Raw genomic sequence first — 25,058 nt, forward strand, 5'->3', positions numbered from 1 at the left:
TGCTAGTCCCCAGTAATATTACTGGAGGCGTACCAATAAGGCGATGGAAGATTTATCCAAATACCTTTGCCTTAACTAGATTTAAATCAAGGAGAAACTCAAATGGCTATTATTGAATGGCACTAAGAAAAGCTCTATAAGCACTACAGCCTTTAAAACTATTGAACAGTGTAGGGATGGATCTCCTTGATGCAGCGTCATGGAAGCGATCGCCGATGAAATGAGCGTGTTCTTTGCGCTCGTCTACACCATTGCTGTGCCTTGCTCCAGACAGTGGAATCAGATGTACAAGTTGTCCAAAAATTTCTTGACCCCTTAATGACCAAACCACGGCATGAATTACGCAAACAATTGCAAACTGCTTAAACCGCAAGTGTTTCAGCTTTTCTTAGTGCCATTCATTACAGAAGTCATGGATACAGCTGATCTAGACAAAGTTGCTCAAGTCGCAGATGTGATCCAAATTGGCGCTCGTAATAGGGTATCGGCCGAGATACGTGCAAATAGGGACACGTTGTAAACTTTTGTAAAGTAAATTATCAAAAGCCTTATTTACCGTTGTTTCAGCCTTAACCTCAACTTGACTATTCAAGTGAAGACATTCACATAGTCTCAAGCATAGCCCCATTATTTACCATATTTAAGGAGAGTTTTAAATTAATGATTATCGTTATGAAGTCTGACAGTCCATCAGCAGAAATTGAGCGTGTAAGCTCTGAACTTCGTCGTTGGGACATTACACCAGAAAAATTGGAAGGTAAGCATAAAGTAGTGATTGGTTTGGTAGGTGATACGACAGAGATTGACATGAGACAAATCCAAAATTTGAGTTCTTTTATTGAGCAGGTTCTTCGAGTGAATAAGCCCTTTAAACGGGCTTCATTAGAATTTCGCTATGGTGAACCTAGTGAGATCGTTGTACCAACACCCAATGGACCTGTAACCTTTGGTCAAAACCATTCTTTAGTTTTAGTAGCTGGGCCTTGTTCCGTAGAAAACGAAGAGATGATTGTAGAAACGGCACAGCGAGTCAAAGCAGCAGGAGCGCAATTTTTACGAGGAGGAGCCTACAAACCTCGTACCTCACCTTACGCTTTCCAGGGTCATGGTGAGAGTGCCTTAGAGTTGTTAGCTCAAGCTCGCGTTGTCACCGGGCTGGGGATCATCACAGAAGTCATGGATACAGGTGACATCGATAAGGTTGCATCTATTGCAGATGTGGTGCAAATCGGTGCCCGCAATATGCAGAATTTCTCGCTCCTCAAGAAAGTAGGAGCAACAGGTAAACCAGTTCTGCTCAAGCGCGGACTTGCAGCCACTATTGAAGATTGGTTGATGTCAGCCGAGTATATTCTGGCAGCAGGTAATCCCAATGTGATCTTATGCGAACGAGGAATTCGCACTTTTGACCGACAATATACTCGCAACACTTTAGATATATCTGCAATTCCAGTATTGCGAACCCTGACTCACTTACCAATTATGATTGATCCTAGCCATGCTACTGGTAAATCAGAGTTTGTTTCAACTATGTCTATGGCCTCTATTGCTGCCGGTGCAGATTCTTTGATGATTGAGGTACACCCCAATCCAGCCAAAGCACTTTCTGATGGGCCACAGTCTTTGACATTGGAAGCATTTGAAGAATTAATGCAAGAATTAGCCAGCATCAGCAAATTCTTTGGTCGTTGGTCTAAAAGCAATAGCACAGTTGCAACGCCAAAGTTCACTACACGAGTTTCTAGCTTCGTTTAACTTTAGATCAGTGGTGTTGCTGGCTTTACACAACATTTTTGCATAAAACCTTACCTTACCTCTGGTAAGTATAGAAATGTTTCAGTTAAGGTAAGCAAGTCAATCCAACTTCCGACAGCAACGCCGGATCGCACCGATCAAACAATATATTTCTACGACTAGCTGCAATTTTAGAGCCAAACAACTCCGATGAATACAGTATCCTTAAGCACAGACAAGACTTCTAAATATTCAGCTTCTTTCTCAGGAAAGATAGACGAAACAATTATTGTTGGTGAAAAAATTCTGACAATTGATGAAGTCGTTAGCGTCGCACGTCATGATGCTTTGGTACGCGTGACCGATAATCAGAATGTATTACAAGGAATCCAAGCTTCTCGTGACTATATTTCTCATGCCGTTGAAACTGGTCAGGCTATTTATGGTGTGACTAGCGGCTTTGGTGGTATGGCTAATGTTGTCATCTCGCCTGAGTGTGCACCTTTATTGCAGAATAACCTTGTCTGGTTTCTCAAATCAGGTGCAGGGCAGAGATTACCACTGGCTGATGTCCGCGCTGCCATGTTGTTGCGGATAAACTCACATTTGTATGGTGCATCTGGTATCCGTCTAGAACTGATTCAGCGTTTAGAAAAGTTTTTGAATGCTGGTGTTACACCCCATGTTTATGAATTTGGTTCCATCGGTGCAAGTGGCGATTTAGTGCCACTATCTTACATTACTGGGGCAATGATTGGTCTAGATCCTAGCTACACCGTTGATTTTAATGGTACAGAAATGGATGCTCCCACAGCCTTGAAAAAGCTCGGTTTAGAGCCATTGCAACTACTTCCGAAAGAAGGGTTAGCAATGATGAATGGTACTTCTGTGATGACTGCGATCGCTGCTAATTGCGTTTACGATACCAAAACTTTATTAACCCTAACAATGGGGACTCATGCCTTAGCTATTCAAGGTTTAAATGGAACTAATCAATCCTTTCACCCATTTATTCATCAGTTAAAACCGCATCCGGGGCAAAAATGGGCTGCTTCTCAAATGCTCAACTTGCTTGCAGGTTCTTCCTTAGTTCGTGAAGAATTAGATGGTTCTCACGATTATCGAGGTACGCATTTAATTCAAGACCGTTATTCGCTGCGCTGTCTACCCCAATATTTAGGGCCGATTATTGATGGTATTGAGCAAATTAGCAAACAAATTGAAGTAGAGATTAACTCAGCGACAGACAACCCACTGATTGATGTAGAAAACCAAGCTAGTTATCACGGTGGTAACTTCTTAGGACAGTACGTCAGCATCGGTATGGATCAGCTGCGTCACTATATTGGGTTGTTGGCTAAACATTTGGATGTACAAATAGCCTGTTTGGTAGCACCAGAATTTAATAATGGACTGCCAGCATCTTTAGTAGGGAACAGCGAACGTAGTGTGAACATGGGGCTAAAGGGTCTGCAAATAGCCGGAAACTCTATCATGCCGTTATTGACCTTCTACGGCAATTCCATAGCCGACAGATTTCCTACGCATGCCGAACAATTTAATCAAAATATCAATAGTCAAGGTTTTGCTTCTGCAAATTTAGCCCGACACTCTGTAGAAATTTTCCAACAATATATGGCGATCGCACTGATGTTTGTGGTGCAAGCAGTTGACTTACGCACCTATGCAGTCGCTAAACATTATGACGCTCGTGCTTGCCTATCACCTGCTACAAGAGATTTGTATATAGCAATTCGGGATGTAGTCGGACAGCCACCTGCTGCTGACCGTCCTTACATTTGGAATGACCACGAACAAGGCCTAGACTTACATATTGCTCGGATTGCAGCTGATATCGCCTCTGGTGGACAAATTGTCGCTGCTATTAACAATCTTGTGACCAACTAAAATTGAGTAGTTTGATTGATGATTTTATTGCCTAGAGCATCATCTAGAGGCTAATCGTCACCGCATTCAACAATCCTAATTACTTACAATTATGAACATCGCACATTATGTGGAGCGAGGACATCGCTTATTGCCTAATAAGATTGCCCTGATTTTTGAAGATAAATCTTTTACTTACAAACAGCTTGATGAGTTAGCAGGGCAAGTAGCAAACGGTTTAAAAGGATTAGGAATTAAAAAAGGCGATCGCGTGGCTTTGTTTTTGCCAAATATTCCAGAGTTTGTGATTTCTTATCTTGGCATTCTTAAAATTGGCGCTGTTGCAGTTTCCATCAACGTTATGTTGAAAACTGCTGAAGTTAGTTACATTCTCAACGATTGTGCAGTCAAAGCTATCATTACCACAGAATCCCAAAGTGAGCAGATATCAGAGGCAGACTTACCCGAATTACAACATATTTTCATTGCTGAAGGGAAAGCCAATAAGGGAACAACTTTAGCACAACTGATAGCTAATGCTTCTCCAGAGTCACCTGCACTAGAGATGGAACGCCATGCCCCTGCTTGTATTCTCTATACTTCAGGTACGACAGGCTTTCCTAAAGGTGCTACTCTTTCCCACGGCAATGTCATTTCTAACAGCTACGCAGCGAATCGGTGTTATCGTCTTAGTAATAGCGATCGCTTACTGCTATATTTGCCACTGTTCCATTGTTTTGGTCAAAACGCCATTTTAAATACTGGTTTTAGTGCCTGTGCAACTATTATTCTATACCGTCGCTTTGACCTCGAAAAACTACTTGAAAGCCTTCGTGAATATCAAGCTACAATGCTTTTTGGCGTGCCCACAGTATTTATCAAAATACTGAATAAAGATATCTCTGCGAAGCATCTCAAGAGCATACGTTATTACTTTTCAGCCGCTGCACCAATGCCAATTGAAATCGCCCAAAAATGGCATGATAAATATGGAGATTTTATCCATGAAGGTTATGGTTTAACGGAAACATCACCATTTGCGACTTATAACAATGACTTGAATTACAAACTGGGTTCAATTGGTACTCCAATTGATAATGTAGAAATCCAGATTGTTGATAGTTATGGTCATCAGGTACAACCAGGCAAGTTGGGTGAAATTATAGTTCGAGGGCCAAATGTCATGCTTGGCTATTGGAATCGTCCTTTAGAAACTGCGGCAGTAATTAAAAATGGTTGGTTCCATACTGGTGATATTGGCCGTATGGATGAGGATGGATTCTTCTATATTGTTGACCGCTTGAAAGATATGATCAATTTATCAGGATTTAAAGTTTATCCAACTGAAGTTGAAAATATCATTTATCAACATCCAGCAGTTGCCGAAGTTGCTGTATATGGTGTTCCTGACCCCATTAAAGGCGAGATAGTTAAAGCTAACATTGTGCTTAAGGCTGGTCAAATAATTACAGAAGCACAAATCAAGGAATTCTGTTCTCCAAAAATAGCAACTTATAAGATTCCCGAAGCTATTGATTTTGTTTCTGGAATTCCCAAGAATCCAACTGGTAAAGTTTTGAAAATGCTTTTGAGACAAGAAATAACGCCAAATCTTTCTCCAGCCAAGATGCTAACAAATAGTTAATTATATACAGGGCTTATTTATTATGTATGCCTCATTTTCCCTCTATCAATCATGGAAATAAAACATGACTCTTGATTTAATACAGCAAACTGAAGTTGCTACAAAGCTTACTTGTAAATTCAAAATTGCAAAATCTCCCCTTGAAAACCATCAATGCCAGTCTTTAATATCAGAGATATATTACAAAAAGCTGGGAATTACATTCTCGGAATCACACTATGATATTGAAGCTAAGATCGAATTGTATCCTCATCATTATTTAATGGGATTAGTTAATGATGAATTAGTAGCATGTATGGGATTATATCTACACAGTACTAATCCTGAAAGATACGCTAAAGTAACTGAAGAGGATATTGAACAGCTCTTGATTCCAGTTGGAGTAGCCAACAGATACTCAGGAAAAAATATTAGGGAATTGAGCAAATTTGTTGTCAAAGATGAGTGGCGCAATAAAGGCATTGGAAAATTATTGATGGGAGTAGCGCACTCTAAAGACTTCATTCACATGAACGAAGAAAAACCACATCTTTTAGTTGCTTGTGCAAATGTCTCAATCTTCAAATATTTTTCAGATGCTCTAAATATCCATACTCGCATCATCAAGCCAGTTCCTTTTTATAAAATTCATGAATTTTACCGAGCCGGTAGCGAACCTATGGAAAGCCGCCTCATAATTCCAGACATTGATATTCCGGCTCAATGGTATCAGCATTCTCCAATTCCTGGAGAGTATGAGATAAAAATATAGCTCTGGCTATAGCTATGAGAAAGCATCAATCTAGCTTTCTCATAATCACAAGTCTTACGGATGAACAAAAAAGTTCATCAGTAATGCTTCAATTGTCCATCAAACTTTAATCAAGGATAGATGTTTATGTTGGAAACACAAGTCAAACGAAATCTGTATGCAATTTATGAATCTCAAATTGAAAGTGCACGATTACGATTCGAGCAAAACTCTGGTTTAGAGAAAATTTTCTCTCCAGATATCGATTCTACAGTTTTGGAGCTGTATTTAATCTACTTCAATGCCCACGGTGTAGCCATGACTGATGCAGTAGAAGATTGGATCAATCGGGCTGGCGATCGCTGCTTACAATTAGGATACACAGAACTAGGTCAATTGCTGCGTACCCATGCCCAGCAGGAAGCCGGTCATCATTTGATGATGATTGAAGATACTCACTCTTTAGTTGCTAGCTGGAATACTCGCTACACACAGCAATTAAACGCAGAATGGTTCCTCTCACTCCCAATAGCTGAAAGTACCCATCGTTACCGCCAACTCCATGAAGATGTGATTGCTAGTAATACTCCTTTTGCTCAGGTAGCTATTGAATATGAAATCGAAATGCTATCCGTGCGCTACGGTTCGCAGTTGATTCAGCAATCTCAAAAAGTTCTCGGCTCAAAAATTACTGAAGGCTTGACCTTCATGGAAGAGCACGTAAGCGTAGATATCGGTCATACCCAACTTAATGCCAAACTTCTCAAGAACTTTCTCCAAGAATACCCTGAGAATGTGAACGTATTGGTTGAGATTGGAGGTAAAGCCCTTGATGCTTATGCTGGTTTCCTGAATCATTGCTTACGCAGCGCCCAAGAACATGCTCGTACCTTAGCTGGAATTACGCAAGTGTCATAGACATAGTGAATTGTTAATATTTTAGACTTTTGACTCTTGATCTTTGACAAGAAGGCAGAAGAGAAAAAAGATTTTCTGTTCATGTCCCGCCTCTTGTAGGCAGTCTTTTTTCCGCTATGCTCCCCACGTTTAGCTAAGGAATTTATTCATTGAGGCAGGCTGTTCTTGAGCAGGGGGGAAAGAGCTTATCCAAACCGTATTGCTATGCTCCCCATCCCATCTGCTCCTTTTTGACTCTAGCTATTTAGATAATCCACCAATCAAAATTTTCTCAATATTATGAATCAAACTGTTTCTGTTACCATTCCTAAACCCAGCACAGATGAACGGTTATTGTGGAACATTGTCTTCGCCAGTGCAAGAAATCGAGTGCTTCTTGTTGCTCACAATCTCAAATTGTTTCCTCTTTTAGCTTCAAAACCGCTTACTCTTACAAATATATGTGAAGTGATCGCTATTCAACAGCGTCCAGCAGAAGTCCTTTTAACAGTACTTACATCCATCGGATTGGTGCAAGTGCAAAATGGTTTTTATTCTCTCACTTCTCTTGCACAAGACTATCTCCTAGAAAGCAGCCCTACGTATTTTGGAGGCTTTTTAGAGATGTTATTTGCTAACGATCAGCTGTGTTCGGTTGAAAGCTTAAAAAAAGCTGTCCTTACCAATTCTGCCCAAGTTTACGACAATGGACAACTATTTGTTTCTCATGAAGAACAGGCTGAAAAGGCACGCGCTTTCACCTATGCTATGCACGGTCACAGTATGGGATCTGCTTTAGCTTGGCCAGAACTTATTGATTTGTCAGAACACAAATTGCTGGTTGATATTGGCGGAGGTTCGGGCGCTCATGCCATTGGTGCAACCTTAAAATGGTCAAATTTACAAGCTATTGTTCTTGATTTACCTCCAGTATGTGAAGTAGCTCAAGAAATAATCACAAACTATGGCTTGCAGAGTCGGATTAAAACACAAACACTTAACTGGTGGAACGATGATTTTCCAGTGGCTGATCTCCATTTCTATAGCGATATCTACCATGATTGGTCGCCAGAAAAATGTCGTTTTCTTACTCAAAAGAGCTTCGATAGTCTTGAATTCGGAGGTCGGATTCTTCTCCATGAAATGCTCTACGATGATCAGAAAACTGGCCCTTATCCTACTGCTGCCTATAACATGGCTATGCTTTTGTGGACTGAAGGTCAGCAATACTCAGGCCATGAGTTGTCAGTAATGCTAAAGGAAGCAGGTTTTACTGATATAAAAATTCAACCAAGCCGTGGTTACTGGAGTCTAATTAGTGGCAGGAAACTATAAGGTGAAAGGGGCTGGAGACTGGGTAATTAACGGAAAAATTATAGAAGAGGCTTTGAAGAATAAACATATTTTTGTCACATTTTTCTAGTCTCAAGTCTCCAATTTAAGGCTTTTACAAATATCTTAGCTAACAGCTAAACCAGAGTAATTATTATTATTCAAAAAATGCTATTTTTGAAATTACAAATTATGCTATATCTACATAATTTGTAATAAAAAAGTTACATTTAATTTGGGTAAAACTCTGGCAATCTGTAGCTTGATTTTATCAAATTCATCTAATCACGCTGACAGCAACTTCTGCATAGTACAGTTTTCTTTTTTACTTTTGAGGAAAAAATCATGGCACAAAATCTAGCTATAATTGAAGGTACTCCTGAAGGTCCAAAAGTTACACCTACTTTTGGGGACGATCTTCTTTTGGGAACTCGAAATAATGACCGATTTATTGGTAGTCCAGGAAATTACATTATTCAGGGCGAAGGAGGCATAGATATTGTTGACTACAGCAATTTAGGACAATATGTATCTGTAGGGATCGCTGGCGATATTCAAAAAGGAACTCTGGGAACTGACAAAGTTACGAACATTGAAACTATTATTGGTAGTATTGGTCAATCTAACATTATTGATAGTTCCACAGCTCTTCCAGGGATTTCAATTTCTACTGATTTGTCTCAAGATAAAGTAATTGTTTCTGGTATTCCCAATTTACAACCATTAACACTCAATGTTGAGAACTTTATTAATGTTATCGGCACATCTGAAAATGACACAATCATCGGTAATGATTTAGATAATTCCTTGCAAGGAAGGGATGGTAACGACATCATAAGTGGTAATGATGGTAGCGATGTCTTGCTTGGAGGTCTAGGAAATGACTTCATCGATGGTGGTGATGGTAATGATGGTGCTCTTGGCGGAGACGGAGATGATACCTTAATTAGTGGTTTTGGCAATGACGTATTCGACGGAGGAGCCGGAAACGATATTTTAACAGGTGGCGGTAATCTAGATGTGCTAATAGGTGGAGCAGGTTTTGACCGATTTCAATATTTTAGTCCAATCGAGGGGGGTGACTTAATCTTAGATTTCACTCCTGGTGAAGATAGGATTGATATCTCAGCTAGTGGCTTTGGTTCAGAATTAAGTATAGGTTCTTTAGCTACTAGTAGTTTTGTCTTAGGAACTTCTTCATTAGATGAAAATGATCGTTTTATCTATAATGACAGAACTGGTCAATTATTCTTTGACCAAGATGGTAGTGGCAGTTCTTCTCAGCAATTACTAGCAACATTGATTACTGTACCTACTTTGAACGCCTTTAGCATCGCTGTTATTTAGCTATTTCGTCATGCGTAAATAATTTATACCAAGCTTTATTTGTTCATAGTTATTGGCTTGAAAGTTAGTCTAGTAGCAATCTTTATTTCAAACAAGATTAGCTTTGATAAATTGGTATAACGCATGAAATAAATAGGAGAAAAAATTAAATTTTTCTTTTCTCCTATTTTAATAATATAGGGATGAAACCAAATGGGTTATCGCTTCGCCTAGTTGCAAAAGCCAAGCTTCATGGATGTTAAATTATTGTATTTTGAGGATATTTTGAACATTTAAAGAGTAAGCTTTATGGTATTTACGAGTAATCATTAGGAGTTATGAAGCACAATATGACTTGGCTATTAATCAGGTAAGCATTATTACAGTTTTCTAACCAATTTATACCTTAGCGATATTATATTTTGGTGTTTCAGGTGCTGGTTTGAAACTATATCGCTTAACATTCCTTCTGCTTGAAAATAACTTTTATTTAATAAGTTAGAGGTTTTAGATTTTATATATACTCAAACTTATGTCAATATAAAGTCCCACAAAATTATTTTTTTAGCTAAATTAAATCCAATGTTATACAAAGAATTAGAAAACGTCATCGACGCTAATATACAAAAAGCTATACGAAAGCATGAAATCATAGTAGCTTTCATTAGTAGTATTATTGGCTTAATTTTTTTAGTGGGTTTGTTCCATGCTATTTGGCTTAACCACACTCAAATTAACGCATTTTGCTTGAAGTGATTACTGATTGCATCAGATATAGGAATCCTATTTGAGTTTTGAACAAACTCCGTACATCTGAAGAATGGCAAAATCAAAAGTAGTGTGTCGAATAAACCACTCAAACATCCACTTTAAATGTGAGTATGTTGGTATCAACGCACAGAAACGCCGAACCCATGTTTTGGCTTGTAACCAAATATCCTCAATCGGATTTTGTTCTGGACAATTAGCAGCAAAACGAACACAGTGTATTTTCCATTGTTCAGTTTCTAAGCCTTGATTAATCTCTTCCAAAAAACCTCGAATCTCTTTGGAGCGATGATAAGTAGCGCCATCCTACAAAATCACCAATTGCTGCTCACCAGACTCATTTAACAGATAGCGGAGATAATCAATAGTTTTTCTCAACTGGCGATTTACCTTACCGCACTCAACTTATTCCTCTCGCCGCAGTCATGGCATCGCGTCAACGGATGATACTTACCAAAATTGAAGCTGCTATGGACAAGCCTGTATTGGCTGTGGATGATTCAGCATTTAGCGATGCCGTAGATGAAGACGAGTAATCAAAAATTAATTAACTTACCAATATGGCATACTGGCTATTTCAAGGCAATCCCAAGTACTATCGCATCATAGACGGCATCCGCGACTTTGAGCATATTTAAGTTTTTGGCTTACCACAGACTAAAGCTATAAGTTCTTTACTATCTCTTTAGATACTTTCTTGAAAGTTCATGATTAATGCTGATGTGGTTCTTAGCTTTGACGAGAGAAGCTGAACTAAATACTAAATTATCAAAACAACAGTTTACTCGAACATGGATTTCATCAACCAAGCACGAAATTTGGCAGATACGCTCAAAGATAAAGCGCAAGAAGCAACAACTAATACAGCAAAGGGGATAGAGGAAGTAGTTGATGGAATCAAAAATACTACTGTAGAGATTACTACCTCAAGTATTAATGCAATTAATGATTTACCTGCAACAGCACAGCAGGGTTTTCAAGCTGTACAAAATATCAGTAAAGCATTAGAAGGCACTGCTATTGGTGTGACAACTTCGAGTGTAGCTATAGCTGAGGCATTACAAAACTTGCCTAAGACAGCTGCAGAACTAGCCCTAGAGATGCCCAAGATTGCATATAGATTGAGGTATCGTGCTGGCCTGAGAACTGGGGATTTACCTCGCTCTGATACAGATGTCATGAAGCTGTTTGAGAAAATTCCAGGCACATCAAAGCTTGGAGGAGACGAAAAAACTATCCGTGAATTCTTGAGCGATAAGCATGGTAGCCATATCATTCCACGCTCCCAAGGTGGCTCAAATGGTGCTAACAACATCCTGTGGGAAGTAGGTATTGATAATCTCCGTCGCGGTGCCGAAGTTATGACTGTTGGAGAGCAGTTTTATATTCGGGTTTATAATGCGGTAGATTCTATTATCTGCAATTCTGGAACAATTGCTAAATTGGGGATCACTGCGACAGGAACCGCTATTCTTACCCAAGTTATAGTCACAGCGATTTCATATTCCTTGGATCTTTATCGGGGCGACATTACTGTAGAAGAGTATAAAAACTTAGTTTTAGAAGCTGCAAAGGCAGCAGGGATTGCGACACCAATTGTTTTTCTGATCTTAGTGGCTGTATTAGCGTTATTTCCAGAATTTACAGTTGTGTTGTCAGCACCAGTGGTTGTGGCAGGGTTCAATGCTTTATTTGGGATGAGCATCGCTATGCCAATCATCCAATCGCTGCTCCGTCATGTCAAAGCTGGTGGTTTTGGTACAGAAACTGCTGATGCTTGCAGAAATGCACTTGGTGGATCTGCGCCTGCTTGAAATCTGCGGCAAATTTTAACTGGAGTGCTGGTTTTAGCTTCAAGGCTACTCTTGTTTGGGCTGACTACACACATCAACCTTTAATGCGATCGCGGCAGGTGTTTTTAAAAGCCGTATTGAATTTTGAACAGATTTACTGATAAAGATTGTTTGAAATTAGCTTTTCAGCACTGGAGCGTAGTCTAATGCAGCACGATCCCATTGTGCTAAATTGGCTGTTGCTTCGTATGTAGATTGTAAAAACTTAAGTACCATTGCATCTGGGTCGTTAGCCTGGCGCACTACTTCGTAGGGCAGGATAAATTCTCTCATGTCTGAGCTATAACTCGCTTCTTGTGGCTCAATGGGGTAATTTTTAAATCCTTCAGGTTCTGGGTAAGCATAGGCATAGAATAAAGCTTCTTGTCCGCCACCGCCAAACCAAAAACCACAACTACTAACTTCATGCGAGTACGCTTCCCGCGTTACCCAATCAGCCATATTTGGTACACCACCTGGATGTTGTGGAGCGCGTCGCCCGGAAAATCTGGTCACTGCTAAGTCAAAACTGCCCCAGAAAAAATGTACTGGGCTACATTTTCCAGCATAACCAGAGCGAAATTGGGTCAAGATGCGCTCGGTTTGAACTAAAATTTGCCAAAACCGTTGAGCATATTCCCTGTCGTAGGCGGTATGTTTCTCATCCTGCTCAAAGGGAATTGGAGCAGCAACTTCTTGGGGCATTGTCCAGATCCGCACTTCAATTGAGATTTCTTTTAAAGCATTGATTACAGCTTGATAGAAGTTAGCCACAGATTGGGGAGCCAGTTCGATGATTCTTGTCGTACCATCACTTGTCTCAATTACGAGTTGATGAAGCACAAAATTAAAGGTAATTTGAAAATTGCGGCTGCCATAGGGAATTGTCGAGGTTGTGAGTCCACAGGGTGTGACATACAAAGTTGAGTGCCACCAATGATTGATTTTAGGAGTTAATGCTAACCGAATTTTGCCAACAATCTGAGTCCACAGATGCAGTGTTTCATAAGTATCCTGCCATGCAGCAACAGGTAACGTCAGCCAGTTATCAGTTGGTGAACGGTGCAGAGTAGCCATCAGCAGTACCTCCATGTAAAAAATTGGCGTTAAATTACGATCAACCAATAAAGGTTTATTAGATTGCGCTTCAATAATATGACTATACCAATCTGAGTTAACTTAATTTTCGTCTCTTGAAGATTGAGGTCAGAAATGCGTCCGCAATAAATGATGGGCAAGTAGATTATCCACAGTACACCATCAAATAATCTTCCTCTTGAGGAAAACCCAGCGATAGCAACAATCACCATAACTGTTATTAAAGTTCCAGAATTAACCGAGATAAAGAGCGATCGCGGGAGCTAGATGAGGCTAGTCCATCGTCTCCCCAATTGATTCTCTCTTTTTTGCCGAAAGGAAAGTCTTGCTGATGTGGGCTATTAGAGTGATGGGGTGAGGTGTTGGTAGTAAATCTGGTGCGAAGTCGCAGAAATTAGATGGAAAATGTGAATCATCTAGCTCAAACTGTAAATCGATGGAAATTACAATTTGGTATCATTCGTGAGAGGTTAACGTAAAATGCATTTTGTCAATCAGTCCAAATACTCAAAATCACTCAAATAAAAATGATAATCGTGCGTAGGATGCGAACGACGTTCGCCTCCTTCCCTCTCTATTTGATTATCATGATCAAATAAGTTTTTGACATTTAAGATGTGCAATGAAAAATTATTGTAACGACAGAATAACTTGGCAAAAATTAAGCAACATTTTTTGTCTCCTTTTCCTGCACCCTCTTGACAAATATGCAATCACTCTAACCTCTTACGAGTGCTTGTGAGCGACCTGATATGATGGAGCGCTCATTATCACAGTGGGACTGTACAGAATTATTTTACAATCTCTTACTCTTACACAGCAAGGGTTTTAGCTGTTATGTGGCGGCAAACGTCAGCTTCGGTGATCTTACCCGTGTCAACGAATTTAAATGTTGCGGACACTGACACAATGGTATTCTTGACCGTCCAACTCCAGATAATTGATGGTTATTTCCACGCTTATTTCTCGACCATCTTGAGTAAGGTGAGTAGATTCAAAAGTGAAAGAGTTTTTATATCTAAATTCTTGCCATTTTGACTGCCAAGTAACTGCTGGAAAATTTGGGTCAATATCATGAACAGTCATACTTAGCAGTTGTTCGCGGGTATACCCCAGAGTACGATAAGCTGCTTCATTCACATATACAAACTGGGCATCCGAATTCACAAAATAGATAGGATATTTAAATTTGTCTAAATAGAACTGGCTTAGTCGCATTGCTGACTCTGCTTTTTGGCGAGCTTTTTGGGAAGCTTCGCTAAGGATAATTTGCTGTTGCAGACGTACATTTTGCTCCGTGAGTTGCGTTTGTAGCCTGCGGATAGTCAGGTTATTCTCAACACGGGCAAAAACCTCTTCTTCACTAAACGGCTTGGTGATGTAATCCACTCCCCCGACGGCAAAGGCTTTAACTTTGTCGAGTACTTCATCCAAAGCACTGATAAAAATCACCGGGATGTCGCGGGTTTTCTCTGAAGCTTTCAGATATTGACAGACTTCATAGCCATTCATATCTGGCATCATGATGTCGAGCAAAATTAAATCGGGTGGAGCAGCTTGTGCTGTTTTTAAAGCTGTTTGCCCGTTAATTACTCTGCGAATTTCATACCCCAGTTGAGTTAGCATGGCAGATAAAAGTCGCAGATTGTCTGGAGTATCATCAACAAGTAGAATATTTGCTTTGGGTGGCTGAACCTGATTTTTATCCATTTTGTTCTGGTTGTGTTAAATCAATGACTTTATCAATGCGAAAGTTATTGACCCAATTAGCCAAGGCATTAGCTAGAGGTGCAGATTCTTCAGGAATTTGCTCAATCAGGCTGAAAATCAACTTTTCGTCTGTACGTAGTGCCGCTTGGTGTAACTGCGCTATCCACCCAGAGGGCATTTTAGCCAACGCTTTTTCTAATGAGAAAAGCTCAAGGTCAGAACTTTCTGCTAATTGGACTTGTTTAGGTGCTTCTTGTTCATAGGCATAACGCACCCCTAAATATTTCGCCATCTTTTTCAAAATTACTTCTTCTTGGAAGGGCTTACGCACAAAATCGTTACAGCCTGTAGATAAAACCACAGTTCGTTCTTCATCAAAGGCACTAGCAGTCAGAGCAATGATCACAGTAGCCTGACCTTTTAAATGAGCCTTGATCTGTTTGGTGGCTTCATACCCATCCATCACTGGCATCCGCATATCCATCCAAATTAAATGCGGTTCCCAGGTTTCCCAGATGCTTACTCCTTGTTTACCGTTTTCAGCTTCACGCACCTCGAAGCCAAGCGATACAAGCATCTTAACTAGGAGTTGGCGATTCTCCCATTTATCCTCTACTACTAAGATGCGGTATTTCGGTTGATTAGCCTCTAGACCAATTACTCGCTGATATAACTGTCGAGTTTGAACTTCAGTTATTTCTGCTGGGCTAATTTTGATTTCAAAAGTAAAAATTGTTCCTTGACCTAAAGTACTCCTAACAGTAATGTTACCACCCATGAGGCGCACAAATTGTTGGCTAATAGTTAAACCCAAACCTGTTCCTTGTTGAGATTTACGACCGGCTTCTGTTTGGACAAATGGTTTAAACAAATTGTCCAGCTCAACTGGTGCAATGCCAAGACCAGTATCTTCTATTTCAAAATGAAGGTGACTAAGAATTGAGAATTGAGGATTAGAAGTTTCCAAATTTTCAGTTTTCTCTCTCACGCGCAAAGTAACACCACCGAATTGAGTAAATTTGATGGCGTTACCAAGGAGGTTAATTAAGACTTGACGCAATTTACTTTCGTCTGTATGCACACATTGGGGAACTTTGGGACTACGCTCAAATATCAGTTGTAATCCCTTGGATTCTGCTTTTATTTGCAGCATCTCTTGGAGGGAGTCAAGTAAAGAATACAAATCAAAACTATTTTCATTCAATGTTGTTCGACCTGCCTCAATTTTGGACATTGACAACACATCATTGATCAAGGTCAGCAAATGCTCGCCACTGCGACTTATAATTCCTAGATGTTCCAAATGAGAAGGATTGATAGAGCGATCGCGCGTTATGAGTTGGGTGAAGCCAAGGATGCTATTGAGGGGAGTGCGAAGTTCGTGGCTCATGTTTGCCAGAAATTCGCTTTTGGTAAGGTTGGCAGTTTCGGCTTCTTGGGCTTTCACCTCCAATTGGTAGCTGTAATTTTCTAACTGTTCGCGAGAGATTTTCAACTGTCGCGTCAGCCAATACACTCCGATCAATAGTCCCCCCACAGACACCAACCCTACTAATACAATAGTCGCTGCCAGTTGACGAGCGGGGGCAAAGGCTTCTTCTTGATGCATTTCTACCAGTAAAGACAAATCTTGCTCATTGAGCCAGCGATACATTCCAATAACTGGCACTCCAGCATAGTTGCGATAAAGCCCAAAGCTTCTCACTCCACTCATTGCCTCATCAATGCCTTGACTGCTAATTCCTTCGGGGAAGTCTTGCGTGTTGGCTTGCGGTTTAGAAATAAAGGTGTTTTTAGTTATTAAGGAGCCAATTAAATAAGTTTCGCCACTTTTACCCAAGCCTGTGCGTTCCCGGACGATATTATCAATTCGGTCTAGGTTCAGATGAGCTAAAATCACACCTTGTCTTACCCCTGCGGTGTTACGCAAAGATGTTGCCAAGGTAACCGATGGTTTACCAGTCAACGGTGAAACGTAGAAATTTGGGTTAAAAGTATCTCCTGGTTCAACCTCCTCAATATAAGTAATGTTGCCTAAAATTTCATACTGACCTTCACGCTTTTTGTCAGTGCATAGAATAATTCGATTGCTGCGATCGAGAATGAAAATTTCTTTAAGATTTGGTTTAAGTTTGACGACTCTAATTAAATATTTAGAGACAACAATATAAGCAGCCTCATAATTTGCGTTACTTTTTTCACTACTTAAGAGTATCTTAAGATTCTCTTGTACATCTGGAGACTGAGTTGTAAGTAGAAAATCTCGCTGTTGGTCTTCAAACCACCGGGTTATTTCTTCCTCTTTAAGCGTTGCAGTTACATTGAGTCGATCAAAGGCAGCTTGCTTTAAAGCCTCCCTCGCTTTGATAAAGGCAACTCCTCCAACCACACCAACGCTTACCAGGGACAAGAGCAAGAATGAACTGGCAACTTTATTGGTCAGGTGCTGATTCCAGAACTTCATAAGTTATGGTCACTTTGCGACTCGAAAAAAAATAACCGAGAAAAAACACGAGAAGTTTTCAGGTTTGAAATCCAACAGACCTTTGGCAAAAGTTAGCGCTGCTGATGTCGATATAAAACTTACTACCTTTTTATCTGCCATTTATGCAAGAAATATATTCTTGAAGTTAGCAACAAATAAGTTTATATAATTAAACTTGCCTTTTCTCTGACTTAATGCCATTGAGCAAAAATTTGCTTGATTTGCTTAATTGCCTCATCTGCTGATTGCTCTGGGGTGATACGATCTACAAGTATTCGTTGGAGAGCTTTGCCCCAAACATTTTCCTCTAAAACTATGCAGTAGGCAGGGTTTTGGGCACTGTAATATGAGCGCGTTTGGCGCGTGATTAATGTCTTTGCCACAACCGAAATGTGCGGGTCGGTTAGGTCTGTCCAAAAAGGATCTTTCCAGACAGACTTAAGTACTGGGAAATTACGACCTCCACTAGCTTTAAGGTAACTTCCCATTACCTCTGGTTGGATTAAATAACCTAGAAAACTTTTGGCTATTTTCTGGTTTTTAGACTCAGCAAACAGAACTGCTTCTTTATAGAGGACTAAGTAGCGCATAGGTTTGCCATTGGGTTTATTAGGAAATTCTAGAGTCCCAAGTTTGTTAAGGTAGGTATCGCGATCTTGACGCACAGCAATAGGAATCGCTAGGGTGTTATTGGGTGTCATAACAACAGCACGATTTAGCAAGTTGCGATTATTGTCTGGATTTAACCAATTTAGCGCATCTGGGGGTACGTACCCCTGTTGATAAAATTTTGCATACCACTCTAAGCTCTTAATAATGCCTTGACGCACTTTAGGGTCATCAATGAGGAGTTGACCTTTGGAGTCTAGAAGCTGGACATCGTATGCTTCTAAAATCTCCTCAAACATGTAGTAAGTATCAGAAGCTCCAATGGAGTAAGTAAAACCTAACCCGTAAATATTCTGCTTTTGCAGTTGTTTTTGCTTTGCTTGCAGGTCATCTTGTACTTGTTTCCAAAACTCCCAAAATTTATCCCAATCTTTGGGGATATCGTTTTCACTCCGACCTACTTGCTTTAGTAAGTCTCGCCAGTAGAAGATGTGAATTGTCCCTTGATGAAGGGGGACTGCATAGTAACTCCGTTTTTTAGCGACATTATTGTAATAGTGAACATCTTCTAGCGTTGTCTCAGGATAAAAAGTTTTGACTGGTTCAATTACATCAGAGACATCTACTAATTTGTCTGCCCAGGCAAGTCGTGGATTCAACTCCGTTTTTGCATTGTAACCGACCAAGATATCAGGCGGATTGCCAGCTTTTATTGCCCTTTTAGTTTTTTTTGGTAGCTCATCATTGGTAAAAAAAGAAAGCTTGATTTTTTTGCCAGTTTGTTTTTCCCAGTTACTAACGATTTGTTGTAGCGCTTCATCTTCTTCTACAGTAAAGCCTTTATCCCACCATACTTTCAAGACTTTACTTTCAGAAGAGGACTCGATAACAGAGGATTGGTCAGATTTTGAGGTGTTAGTACAGCCAAAATTTATCAAGCTGAGTATCAATGCCATGAATACATAGCAATGGCTAGCTACTTTTGGCACTACGGTAAAAGTTTGTTTAGCTCTTTGGTGATTCTTAAAGCCTTTAGCAATTTGACTGGCTTTGGTTCTAAATAACATACTCGTAGAACTTACCTCTTACCTGAGTAGATATAGCCAATTTAATACTTTTTGTAGACTTTCTTATTAAAAAAACTAGAGTCCATAGACCTGGTTGGTGATTTGAGATAATGTTCAGATTTATGAGCCAAGAAATACTTTTGTGTTATGGAATAGCGACTGTATGAATGCCAATGTATGTTCAAAGATCCAGGTCAACTCTGCCCTAATCTACAATCCCATATTCTTGTTCAATAAAACCTAATAGTTTTTCCTCAAACTCAATCAAATACGGGCGCTTCAACTCTCCCAAACACTTCAAAACTGCCTAGAATGGTGCTTCTAGGTTGCCATCATCCCGTAACCTACTGATGCGTGTTCCGGCTCGATTAGCCCAGAGATTTCAACAGCCGTTGGGCTGACAGCCTCAGAATTATCATTTTTCACTCCCAATACCTGTAATATCTCCTTTACCGCCGCTTTCTTCCGCTCCATCTGCTGAACTCGATTCAGCAACCGCTTGGGAATGTACTTCGACGACTTGATCAAGCGATCGCCCTGACTCCAAAATTCATAATGATAGTACGCCTGTGGGTAATCTCTGCCGTTCTTGGAAATCATTCGCCAATGAATGCTCCCGCTACCTTTCCCCTTATACCGTCGTATTTTACTAGGGTTTACTGCAATGCTCAACAGCAATAATGTCGATACAATTGGGTGGTTGACAGCTTCAGTTTAATAATAGCGATTATAATTACTAGGACTTACGCACTGAAGCCTGAAACCTAGATCCCCCCTAGCCCCCCTTAAAAAGGGGGGAACTTCTAAAGCCCTAATAATAAGTTTTTAACGAACACGATAGACTCTCTGTGAGCAGTCCTTGCCATACTCGAAGAAAGTTACTATCCCCAATCCTAAAGCGAGTATTAATACCCAAACGAGTGCGCCCACAAAAAATAATCTTTGAAATCTGGCAGCTTTTTGCTCTTGAATTAATCGAGCTTTAACTTCTTTAGCACGCTCTGCCTCTAACCACGTCTCAACTTCTCGTCGATCACATTCTTGGCTAGCCGCTAAAAAATGATAATCCAAATCGCTCAAGCTTTTGCCCTGTGACCAAGCTAGAGCCTCAAGCAAAGCTGGCCCGCGCAATAGCCGTGAATAGTCATCATGCTCTGAGGCTATCCAGGCATCTAATGCTTGGGAGTAGGGTCGCAATTTGGCTAATTGTTTTTCAACCCAAGTTTGGTTGAAAACCTTTTGATAAATGCGGTTTTTGACTATTAGTTGCCCTTGCACTTTGGTCACTAACCCTGACAACAGCAGCTGGATTTGCTCTTCTCCATCATTAGAGGATATTTGAATACCCTGTAAAATTTGCTGATAAAGTCCCAACAAAGCTCCAGTACGTTGCTCATTTCTGAGTAAGCGATCGCGGATTGTCTTCAAATGCTCCGGTTCATCATTGGCTTCCCAATTATCAAGGATGTGCGTTTGCACTAATTTTTCTAAAATTAACGATGGAAATTGGTAATAAAAATTTATCAGATGATAATTAATAATGGGTAAATGATGATCTAACTTGTAGCGATCATCAGTTTCCAAGCTTCTATGCTTCTCCCCTCCTTCGCTATTTCTTTCCTGCACCACTATCTGACACAACTTTTGAGTGAGAAACGGCTGACCATTCGTCCAAGCCAAAATCTCTTTGAGAACAGCCATAGGATTAGCTACCTTACCCTCTAAACCTGCTGCTAATGGTTCAACTTCTGTCAACATAAAGCCGTGCAGATCAATAGATTTACCTATATTAAATGGGGTACAATTTTGGTCAGCAATCAAATCCGAGGGCGTTGCTACTCCGAACAGCGCCCAGGTTAAGCGGTTATATTCTGGATTTTCGGCTCGCTGGTTGTAGCAAGACCGAATAAGAGTAAAAAAATCGATAACTGGAAAATTTAGTCCCAGAACGCTATCAATTTCATCGACAAAAATAAAAATTTTTTCACTCTTGAGGTGGACTAACAAAATATCTTCGACAAATTGACTCAATCTCTGCAATGCAGATAAATCTTCTCGCTCTGACCACCAGGCTTTTAAATTTACTTTTTCCCATAGATCAAAACCTCTTAATAAATCAACTATTATGCCCTTATACCATTGAGAAGGAGTAATATTACTGCTGCCGATGCGGGTCATATCAATAGAAGCACAACTAAAACCTGCTTGTTCTAATCGATGCTTTGTTCGTAACCGCAAGCTCGACTTGCCCATCTGTCGAGAACTAAATACATAACAAAACTCACCGGAAATCAAAGTATTATAAAGTTCAATGTCAGCCTGTCGTTCCACATAGGTGAGAGCATTTGTTTTGAGACTGCCGCCAACTTGATATTCATACATATTCATTTAAAACCTCCAGAAAACGCCCACTGAAACTTAGGTGACTTAACACTTAATCAGGTATCTGGGCTTTAAAAACCCAGAGTATGCCAAGCATATTGTGGTGGGTAGTTTATAACTTAATTTAATTGCTCACGAAAATATAATCGATACAATTCACATCTAGGTATCGCCCGATTTCCCTTAAGTTTTACCAAACCCATACTTTCTAATTTATAGGCAGCGATCGCTTCTAAAGGCACACCTTCAACAGATGTAACTACCGATTTGAGTGATGCTGCTAGTTCCGGATGTCCTTGGAGGTTTGCTAGATGATGCCGTAAATGGTTGCTATAAATTCCGGCAATTGTGGGAGCTTCTTCCAGTAGCTGTTCTAGGGTTAGCTCTTGACATCCCAAGTTATAAAAAGCAATGCGAGCAAGATAGGGATGACCACCAATCATAGCGAGTAGAGGAGCTAAATTTTTCACTCCTGCCTCGTCTTTAGCCCAATCGAGTCGATGACGCAGTGCCAAATCCTGCATCTGCTCTAAACTAAATTCTGATAAATTGATCGCTAGCCCAACATTGAAAGGAGATTGATTAATATCTAACGGGATATAAGCTTCAGTGGCATGAACTACCACTAATCGGAGTTTTCGCCAGATTTCCAGTTCAGAAGCGTCCTCATACCAAGAGCGCAGCAGTGGTAGAAAGTCGCTACAAATTTCTGGATACTCGAAAATTCGATTCACTTCATCTAAAGCCAAAACTATCGGAGAATCGATTTGCTGTAGCACATATCCTTGTAAATATAAGGTGCAGCTTACTTTGCTGCCAATATCCTCATCCCAATAATCATCCAACCTTAGTTCTAGGTTTAACTGCCGACTGACATTGGCACAAAACCACCGGAGGAATTTTTCTAAGCTAGTGAAAACTTGACTATCTGCTCTCTGCAAACTGATCAGCACAGTTTGTACCCCAGTCTGTCTTGCATAACCAAGAATTCTGTGCATCAGGGAGGTTTTCCCCATTTGGCTAGGGGATTTGATTCGGATCAGGCTTCCGGGTTTATTTATTTCGGCATAGGTGCGTTCTTCTATAGGAGGACGTTCAACATAAAAATAGGAATTGAGCGGTACTGAACCACTAGGGATTTCTAAGAAATCGGAATTGAGGATTAGGGATTTTTTTGGCTCTAGTTCCCTGGTTTCTAAAGAAAAGCTTGATATACCCCTATTCTCAGAGATAATTTCAGGTTCGCCTCTTTCTTTGCTTAATTGCTGATAATTTCTCAATACTGCCTGTGCATTCTGAGATTTTATTTGAAAAACGCTACTTTGTGATTCTGCTGAGTCGGTGCGACGCGATCGCCTTCTTAAAACTGACCTAAAATTACTTTTTGTGACCTCTTCATCCAAAATCTGTGATAGTAACTTCCATAATTTAGAACCTACATCTTTTATGTAATTAGCGTCATAACCAGACGTTTCTGCTATCTCTGAATAAGTTTGCCCTTCCCAAGCTTTCCGAAATACTAATTCCTGAACTTCATTTAAGCTTTTTTTCAGAAATGTATCTAAAATTACTAATCCTTCTTCAGCACTCATCTGTAAAAAAAGTAATAAAGTTTATTTTAGATATGACTTTAACGGACTTTTTCATACTTTTTTTACTTATTTACTTAAAATTAATATAAAAATATGTCGAGGTAGAAGTAGGTAATCCTGACTCAACAGCAGATATCAAGTTGTTCCGTAAGTCTCAGAGTATGTTTGGAAAGTATTAAACGAATCAATAGACTTGTCCGAAAACTCCAAAGCCAAAGTGTTCAAAGCTTTGAGGCAAAATTTTGATATTTTTGCGAAAACGCAGTTATAAGGGTTTGAGATAGTTAGTGATAGTTTAGAGGCATAAAAATGAACTCCTTGTTTTTTAAAGCCAGGATTATTGCTAGCAGCTAATTTGATAGAACTAAACTGCCAATTCTGAGTCTAACTAACCCACACACTGTTAATATAATCTGTTCGTAAGTATTTAATATTAAGCGAAATCTTTGTGATGCTATACGAAATATCAAAAGCTTGCGAATCAAATGCTCGATAAATATGCGATTACTAGATAAAGCCTTATTTTCATCTTTTTGTTACTAGGTTAGTTCTTGTTTAGTTTTTTGGCTTTCTTATACTAGTATTAGTATTTTTGGGAATTTTATAGCCTGAAAGTCATTCATCGCAGTACTTTCAGTCTATCTTGCCTCTGCTGAAAGCTTCGTTGTATCTACGCCAAATTACACCTATCTCGGCTCAATTTCACTTACGGGTGTTCTTGAAAAATGGGTGGCTAAGATGCTTATGGGGGAAAGCTTTCAGCCAAGCGCGTACAACTTTCCCGTTTTGGTACGGTGATGCCAAATGCAGTGGGGAATTTTGGCGGTGATAGGTAAGACGATGGAAGCGACCGCAGTAGACGCGGCGATGCAGAAGGATTTGGATTGGTGACAAACAATCTGTCGCTCTGGTCAAATAATTTGTTGTTCTACAACAAAACAGACTTTTTGTGACCAAATAATACCAAGTAATTTGAATTTTCTTTTCGACTTCATACTATTAAAGTCTTTTTCTGGCTGTGTTTTTCTTATTAAAAGCTTAATTTAGATTCAGGTGTAGAGCGACGAATTATTTAACCGCAGCGACAAATTATAAGTCAAGTTCTTCATGACTGTAAGCTTTACTGTCTGGGCATCTAATTTTTAAGCTCTACACTAGCAGTTTTAAAGAAACCCACAACTAACAATCCGCTGTATCACCGTGACTGATAAGTTCTCTCGCAGTCAAATTCTTAAGGCAAGTGGTGCATTCATTGCTGGAGCCGCCGCCGCCAAAGGTCTTCCCCTTGTTGTTGGTAATGAGCCAGCACAAGCACAGACAATTGGAACATTCGCTGAGGTTCGTGTAGCTTCAAGTAATAATCCTCAAGTTACTATCGTACAGATTAATAATAACGATTTCGCCCGATTGCGGTTCTCGACGTTTGGTAAATCCGCTTGGGATATCGCTACTGGTGGTTCCAACAACGTGATGAATTTCTTTAACCCAGCAGTCAGGGGTAATGTGATGACCTTGACTACAACTGGCAATCTCTCAATCACTGGTGTATTCGCCCAGGGATCATCCAGAGAATTGAAGGAAAATATTACTGAACTTTCCAGTAAAGAAGCACTTGAGACACTAGCTGACCTAAGCCCTGTCAAGTTTAAGTACAAAGCTGACACAGAAAAAGTACAACATATTGGCTTCATCGCCGAAGATGTTCCAGAGCTTGTAGCAACCCCTGATAGAAAAAGACTCAGTTCTATGGATATTGTAGGGGTACTAACCAAAGTTGTTCAAGAGCAGCAGCAGACAATTTTGGCATTGGCACAGAAAGTAAAAGCTTTGGAAGAACACTAGTATTTTCATACTTTTCTTAAAACTGAACTACTAGTAGCTCATTGTTCACTTAGAAATCCAGAATTAGGAGAATCAATCATGGCAGTAATTTGGACCCCAGGATCAGGACCAACCAATAGAGC

The 25,058-nt window shown here is 40.0% G+C and carries 20 protein-coding genes and 1 pseudogene; 10 read left to right on the top strand and 11 right to left on the bottom strand.

The features are described 5' to 3' along the window. Positions 1-109: 109 nt before the first annotated feature. A complete protein-coding gene (locus H6G96_RS21915) occupies positions 110-331 on the bottom strand; it encodes a hypothetical protein (protein WP_190913405.1) in 222 nt (73 codons plus the stop codon). A 3-nt stretch (positions 332-334) separates the two neighbouring features. Between H6G96_RS21915 and H6G96_RS42435 the strand changes: the two genes are divergently transcribed. The 8 genes from H6G96_RS42435 (at position 335) to H6G96_RS21955 (ending at position 9,572) form a co-directional block, all read left to right on the top strand. Next, positions 335-520 carry a hypothetical protein gene (locus H6G96_RS42435; protein ID WP_277932940.1) on the top strand — a complete coding sequence of 62 codons (186 nt, stop codon included), beginning with the start codon at positions 335-337 and terminating at the stop codon, positions 518-520. A 140-nt stretch (positions 521-660) separates the two neighbouring features. Then, positions 661-1,755, top strand: a complete 1,095-nt coding sequence (gene aroF, locus H6G96_RS21925; protein WP_190913406.1) for a 3-deoxy-7-phosphoheptulonate synthase — start codon at positions 661-663, stop codon at positions 1,753-1,755. Between the two features lie 189 nt (positions 1,756-1,944). Continuing rightward, positions 1,945-3,642 (top strand): aromatic amino acid ammonia-lyase, encoded by a 1,698-nt coding sequence (locus H6G96_RS21930; protein ID WP_190913407.1) that lies wholly within the window; start codon positions 1,945-1,947, stop codon positions 3,640-3,642. Positions 3,643-3,733: 91 nt separating this feature from the next. Further along, a complete protein-coding gene (locus H6G96_RS21935) occupies positions 3,734-5,266 on the top strand; it encodes a long-chain fatty acid--CoA ligase (protein ID WP_190913408.1) in 1,533 nt (510 codons plus the stop codon). A 64-nt stretch (positions 5,267-5,330) separates the two neighbouring features. Next, the gene (locus H6G96_RS21940; protein ID WP_190913409.1) at positions 5,331-6,017 is read left to right on the top strand and encodes a GNAT family N-acetyltransferase; all 687 of its coding nucleotides are present in this window, start codon (positions 5,331-5,333) and stop codon (positions 6,015-6,017) included. 126 nt (positions 6,018-6,143) lie between these two features. Then, on the top strand, positions 6,144-6,914 hold the full coding sequence (locus H6G96_RS21945; protein WP_190913410.1) for a hypothetical protein: 771 nt from the start codon (positions 6,144-6,146) through the stop codon (positions 6,912-6,914). A 279-nt stretch (positions 6,915-7,193) separates the two neighbouring features. Next, positions 7,194-8,228, top strand: a complete 1,035-nt coding sequence (locus tag H6G96_RS21950) for a methyltransferase (RefSeq protein ID WP_190913411.1) — start codon at positions 7,194-7,196, stop codon at positions 8,226-8,228. Positions 8,229-8,570: 342 nt separating this feature from the next. Beyond that, the gene (locus H6G96_RS21955) at positions 8,571-9,572 is read left to right on the top strand and encodes a calcium-binding protein (RefSeq protein WP_190913412.1); all 1,002 of its coding nucleotides are present in this window, start codon (positions 8,571-8,573) and stop codon (positions 9,570-9,572) included. Between the two features lie 762 nt (positions 9,573-10,334). Here the strand turns inward: H6G96_RS21955 and H6G96_RS21960 are convergent. Continuing rightward, positions 10,335-10,694, bottom strand: a pseudogene (locus tag H6G96_RS21960) (transposase); the annotation flags it as partial. Between the two features lie 416 nt (positions 10,695-11,110). Here H6G96_RS21960 and H6G96_RS21965 point away from each other — a divergent pair. Then, on the top strand, positions 11,111-12,133 hold the full coding sequence (locus H6G96_RS21965) for an HNH endonuclease (protein WP_190913413.1): 1,023 nt from the start codon (positions 11,111-11,113) through the stop codon (positions 12,131-12,133). Between the two features lie 156 nt (positions 12,134-12,289). Here the strand turns inward: H6G96_RS21965 and H6G96_RS21970 are convergent, their stop codons facing one another. From H6G96_RS21970 to H6G96_RS22010, 9 genes are all read right to left on the bottom strand, one after another. Further along, a complete protein-coding gene (locus tag H6G96_RS21970) occupies positions 12,290-13,228 on the bottom strand; it encodes a DUF5996 family protein (protein ID WP_190913414.1) in 939 nt (312 codons plus the stop codon). A 906-nt stretch (positions 13,229-14,134) separates the two neighbouring features. After that, positions 14,135-14,959, bottom strand: a complete 825-nt coding sequence (locus H6G96_RS42875; protein ID WP_190913415.1) for a response regulator — start codon at positions 14,957-14,959, stop codon at positions 14,135-14,137. Next, the gene (locus H6G96_RS21980; protein WP_190913416.1) at positions 14,952-17,423 is read right to left on the bottom strand and encodes a hybrid sensor histidine kinase/response regulator; all 2,472 of its coding nucleotides are present in this window, start codon (positions 17,421-17,423) and stop codon (positions 14,952-14,954) included. Before H6G96_RS21980 ends, H6G96_RS42875 begins: the two co-directional genes overlap by 8 nt. Before the next feature lie 212 nt (positions 17,424-17,635). Continuing rightward, complete coding sequence (locus H6G96_RS21985; RefSeq protein ID WP_190913417.1) at positions 17,636-19,120, bottom strand: ABC transporter substrate-binding protein; 1,485 nt, start codon at positions 19,118-19,120, stop codon at positions 17,636-17,638. A 321-nt stretch (positions 19,121-19,441) separates the two neighbouring features. Continuing rightward, positions 19,442-19,720, bottom strand: a complete 279-nt coding sequence (locus tag H6G96_RS21990) for a hypothetical protein (protein ID WP_190913418.1) — start codon at positions 19,718-19,720, stop codon at positions 19,442-19,444. A 225-nt stretch (positions 19,721-19,945) separates the two neighbouring features. Continuing rightward, positions 19,946-21,508, bottom strand: coding sequence for an AAA-like domain-containing protein (locus H6G96_RS21995; RefSeq protein ID WP_190913419.1), 1,563 nt, complete (start codon positions 21,506-21,508; stop codon positions 19,946-19,948). Positions 21,509-21,621: 113 nt separating this feature from the next. Beyond that, entirely contained in the window at positions 21,622-23,094 is a 1,473-nt protein-coding gene (locus H6G96_RS22000) for an AAA-like domain-containing protein (RefSeq protein ID WP_190913420.1), read from the bottom strand. Between the two features lie 350 nt (positions 23,095-23,444). Further along, positions 23,445-23,579 carry a hypothetical protein gene (locus H6G96_RS41510; protein WP_347242263.1) on the bottom strand — a complete coding sequence of 45 codons (135 nt, stop codon included), beginning with the start codon at positions 23,577-23,579 and terminating at the stop codon, positions 23,445-23,447. A 217-nt stretch (positions 23,580-23,796) separates the two neighbouring features. Further along, positions 23,797-23,988, bottom strand: a complete 192-nt coding sequence (locus tag H6G96_RS22010; RefSeq protein WP_190913421.1) for a hypothetical protein — start codon at positions 23,986-23,988, stop codon at positions 23,797-23,799. Between the two features lie 306 nt (positions 23,989-24,294). On the opposite strand from H6G96_RS22010, the gene H6G96_RS42880 reads away from it, so the two are divergent. After that, positions 24,295-24,936 carry a tail fiber domain-containing protein gene (locus tag H6G96_RS42880; RefSeq protein WP_190913422.1) on the top strand — a complete coding sequence of 214 codons (642 nt, stop codon included), beginning with the start codon at positions 24,295-24,297 and terminating at the stop codon, positions 24,934-24,936. The last annotated feature ends 122 nt before the right edge of the window (positions 24,937-25,058 follow it).

Source organism: Nostoc sp. FACHB-892, assembly GCF_014698795.1.
In the GTDB taxonomy this organism is placed as follows: Bacteria; Cyanobacteriota; Cyanobacteriia; order Cyanobacteriales; family Nostocaceae; genus Nostoc.

Excerpts from the sequence above, each read along its gene's own strand:
- H6G96_RS21945 (WP_190913410.1), top strand. The coding sequence starts at position 6,144 with ATGTTGGAAACACAAGTCAAACGAAATCTGTATGCAATTTATGAATCT.
- H6G96_RS21940 (WP_190913409.1), top strand. The coding sequence starts at position 5,331 with ATGACTCTTGATTTAATACAGCAAACTGAAGTTGCTACAAAGCTTACT.
- H6G96_RS21950 (WP_190913411.1), top strand. The coding sequence starts at position 7,194 with ATGAATCAAACTGTTTCTGTTACCATTCCTAAACCCAGCACAGATGAA.
- H6G96_RS21970 (WP_190913414.1), bottom strand. The coding sequence starts at position 13,228 with ATGGCTACTCTGCACCGTTCACCAACTGATAACTGGCTGACGTTACCT.
- H6G96_RS42875 (WP_190913415.1), bottom strand. The coding sequence starts at position 14,959 with ATGGATAAAAATCAGGTTCAGCCACCCAAAGCAAATATTCTACTTGTT.
- H6G96_RS21995 (WP_190913419.1), bottom strand. The coding sequence starts at position 21,508 with ATGAATATGTATGAATATCAAGTTGGCGGCAGTCTCAAAACAAATGCT.
- H6G96_RS21990 (WP_190913418.1), bottom strand. The coding sequence starts at position 19,720 with ATGATTTCCAAGAACGGCAGAGATTACCCACAGGCGTACTATCATTAT.
- H6G96_RS21985 (WP_190913417.1), bottom strand. The coding sequence starts at position 19,120 with ATGTTATTTAGAACCAAAGCCAGTCAAATTGCTAAAGGCTTTAAGAAT.
- H6G96_RS21965 (WP_190913413.1), top strand. The coding sequence starts at position 11,111 with ATGGATTTCATCAACCAAGCACGAAATTTGGCAGATACGCTCAAAGAT.
- H6G96_RS42435 (WP_277932940.1), top strand. The coding sequence starts at position 335 with ATGAATTACGCAAACAATTGCAAACTGCTTAAACCGCAAGTGTTTCAG.
- aroF (WP_190913406.1), top strand. The coding sequence starts at position 661 with ATGATTATCGTTATGAAGTCTGACAGTCCATCAGCAGAAATTGAGCGT.
- H6G96_RS21930 (WP_190913407.1), top strand. The coding sequence starts at position 1,945 with ATGAATACAGTATCCTTAAGCACAGACAAGACTTCTAAATATTCAGCT.
- H6G96_RS21935 (WP_190913408.1), top strand. The coding sequence starts at position 3,734 with ATGAACATCGCACATTATGTGGAGCGAGGACATCGCTTATTGCCTAAT.
- H6G96_RS22000 (WP_190913420.1), bottom strand. The coding sequence starts at position 23,094 with ATGAGTGCTGAAGAAGGATTAGTAATTTTAGATACATTTCTGAAAAAA.
- H6G96_RS21980 (WP_190913416.1), bottom strand. The coding sequence starts at position 17,423 with ATGAAGTTCTGGAATCAGCACCTGACCAATAAAGTTGCCAGTTCATTC.
- H6G96_RS21955 (WP_190913412.1), top strand. The coding sequence starts at position 8,571 with ATGGCACAAAATCTAGCTATAATTGAAGGTACTCCTGAAGGTCCAAAA.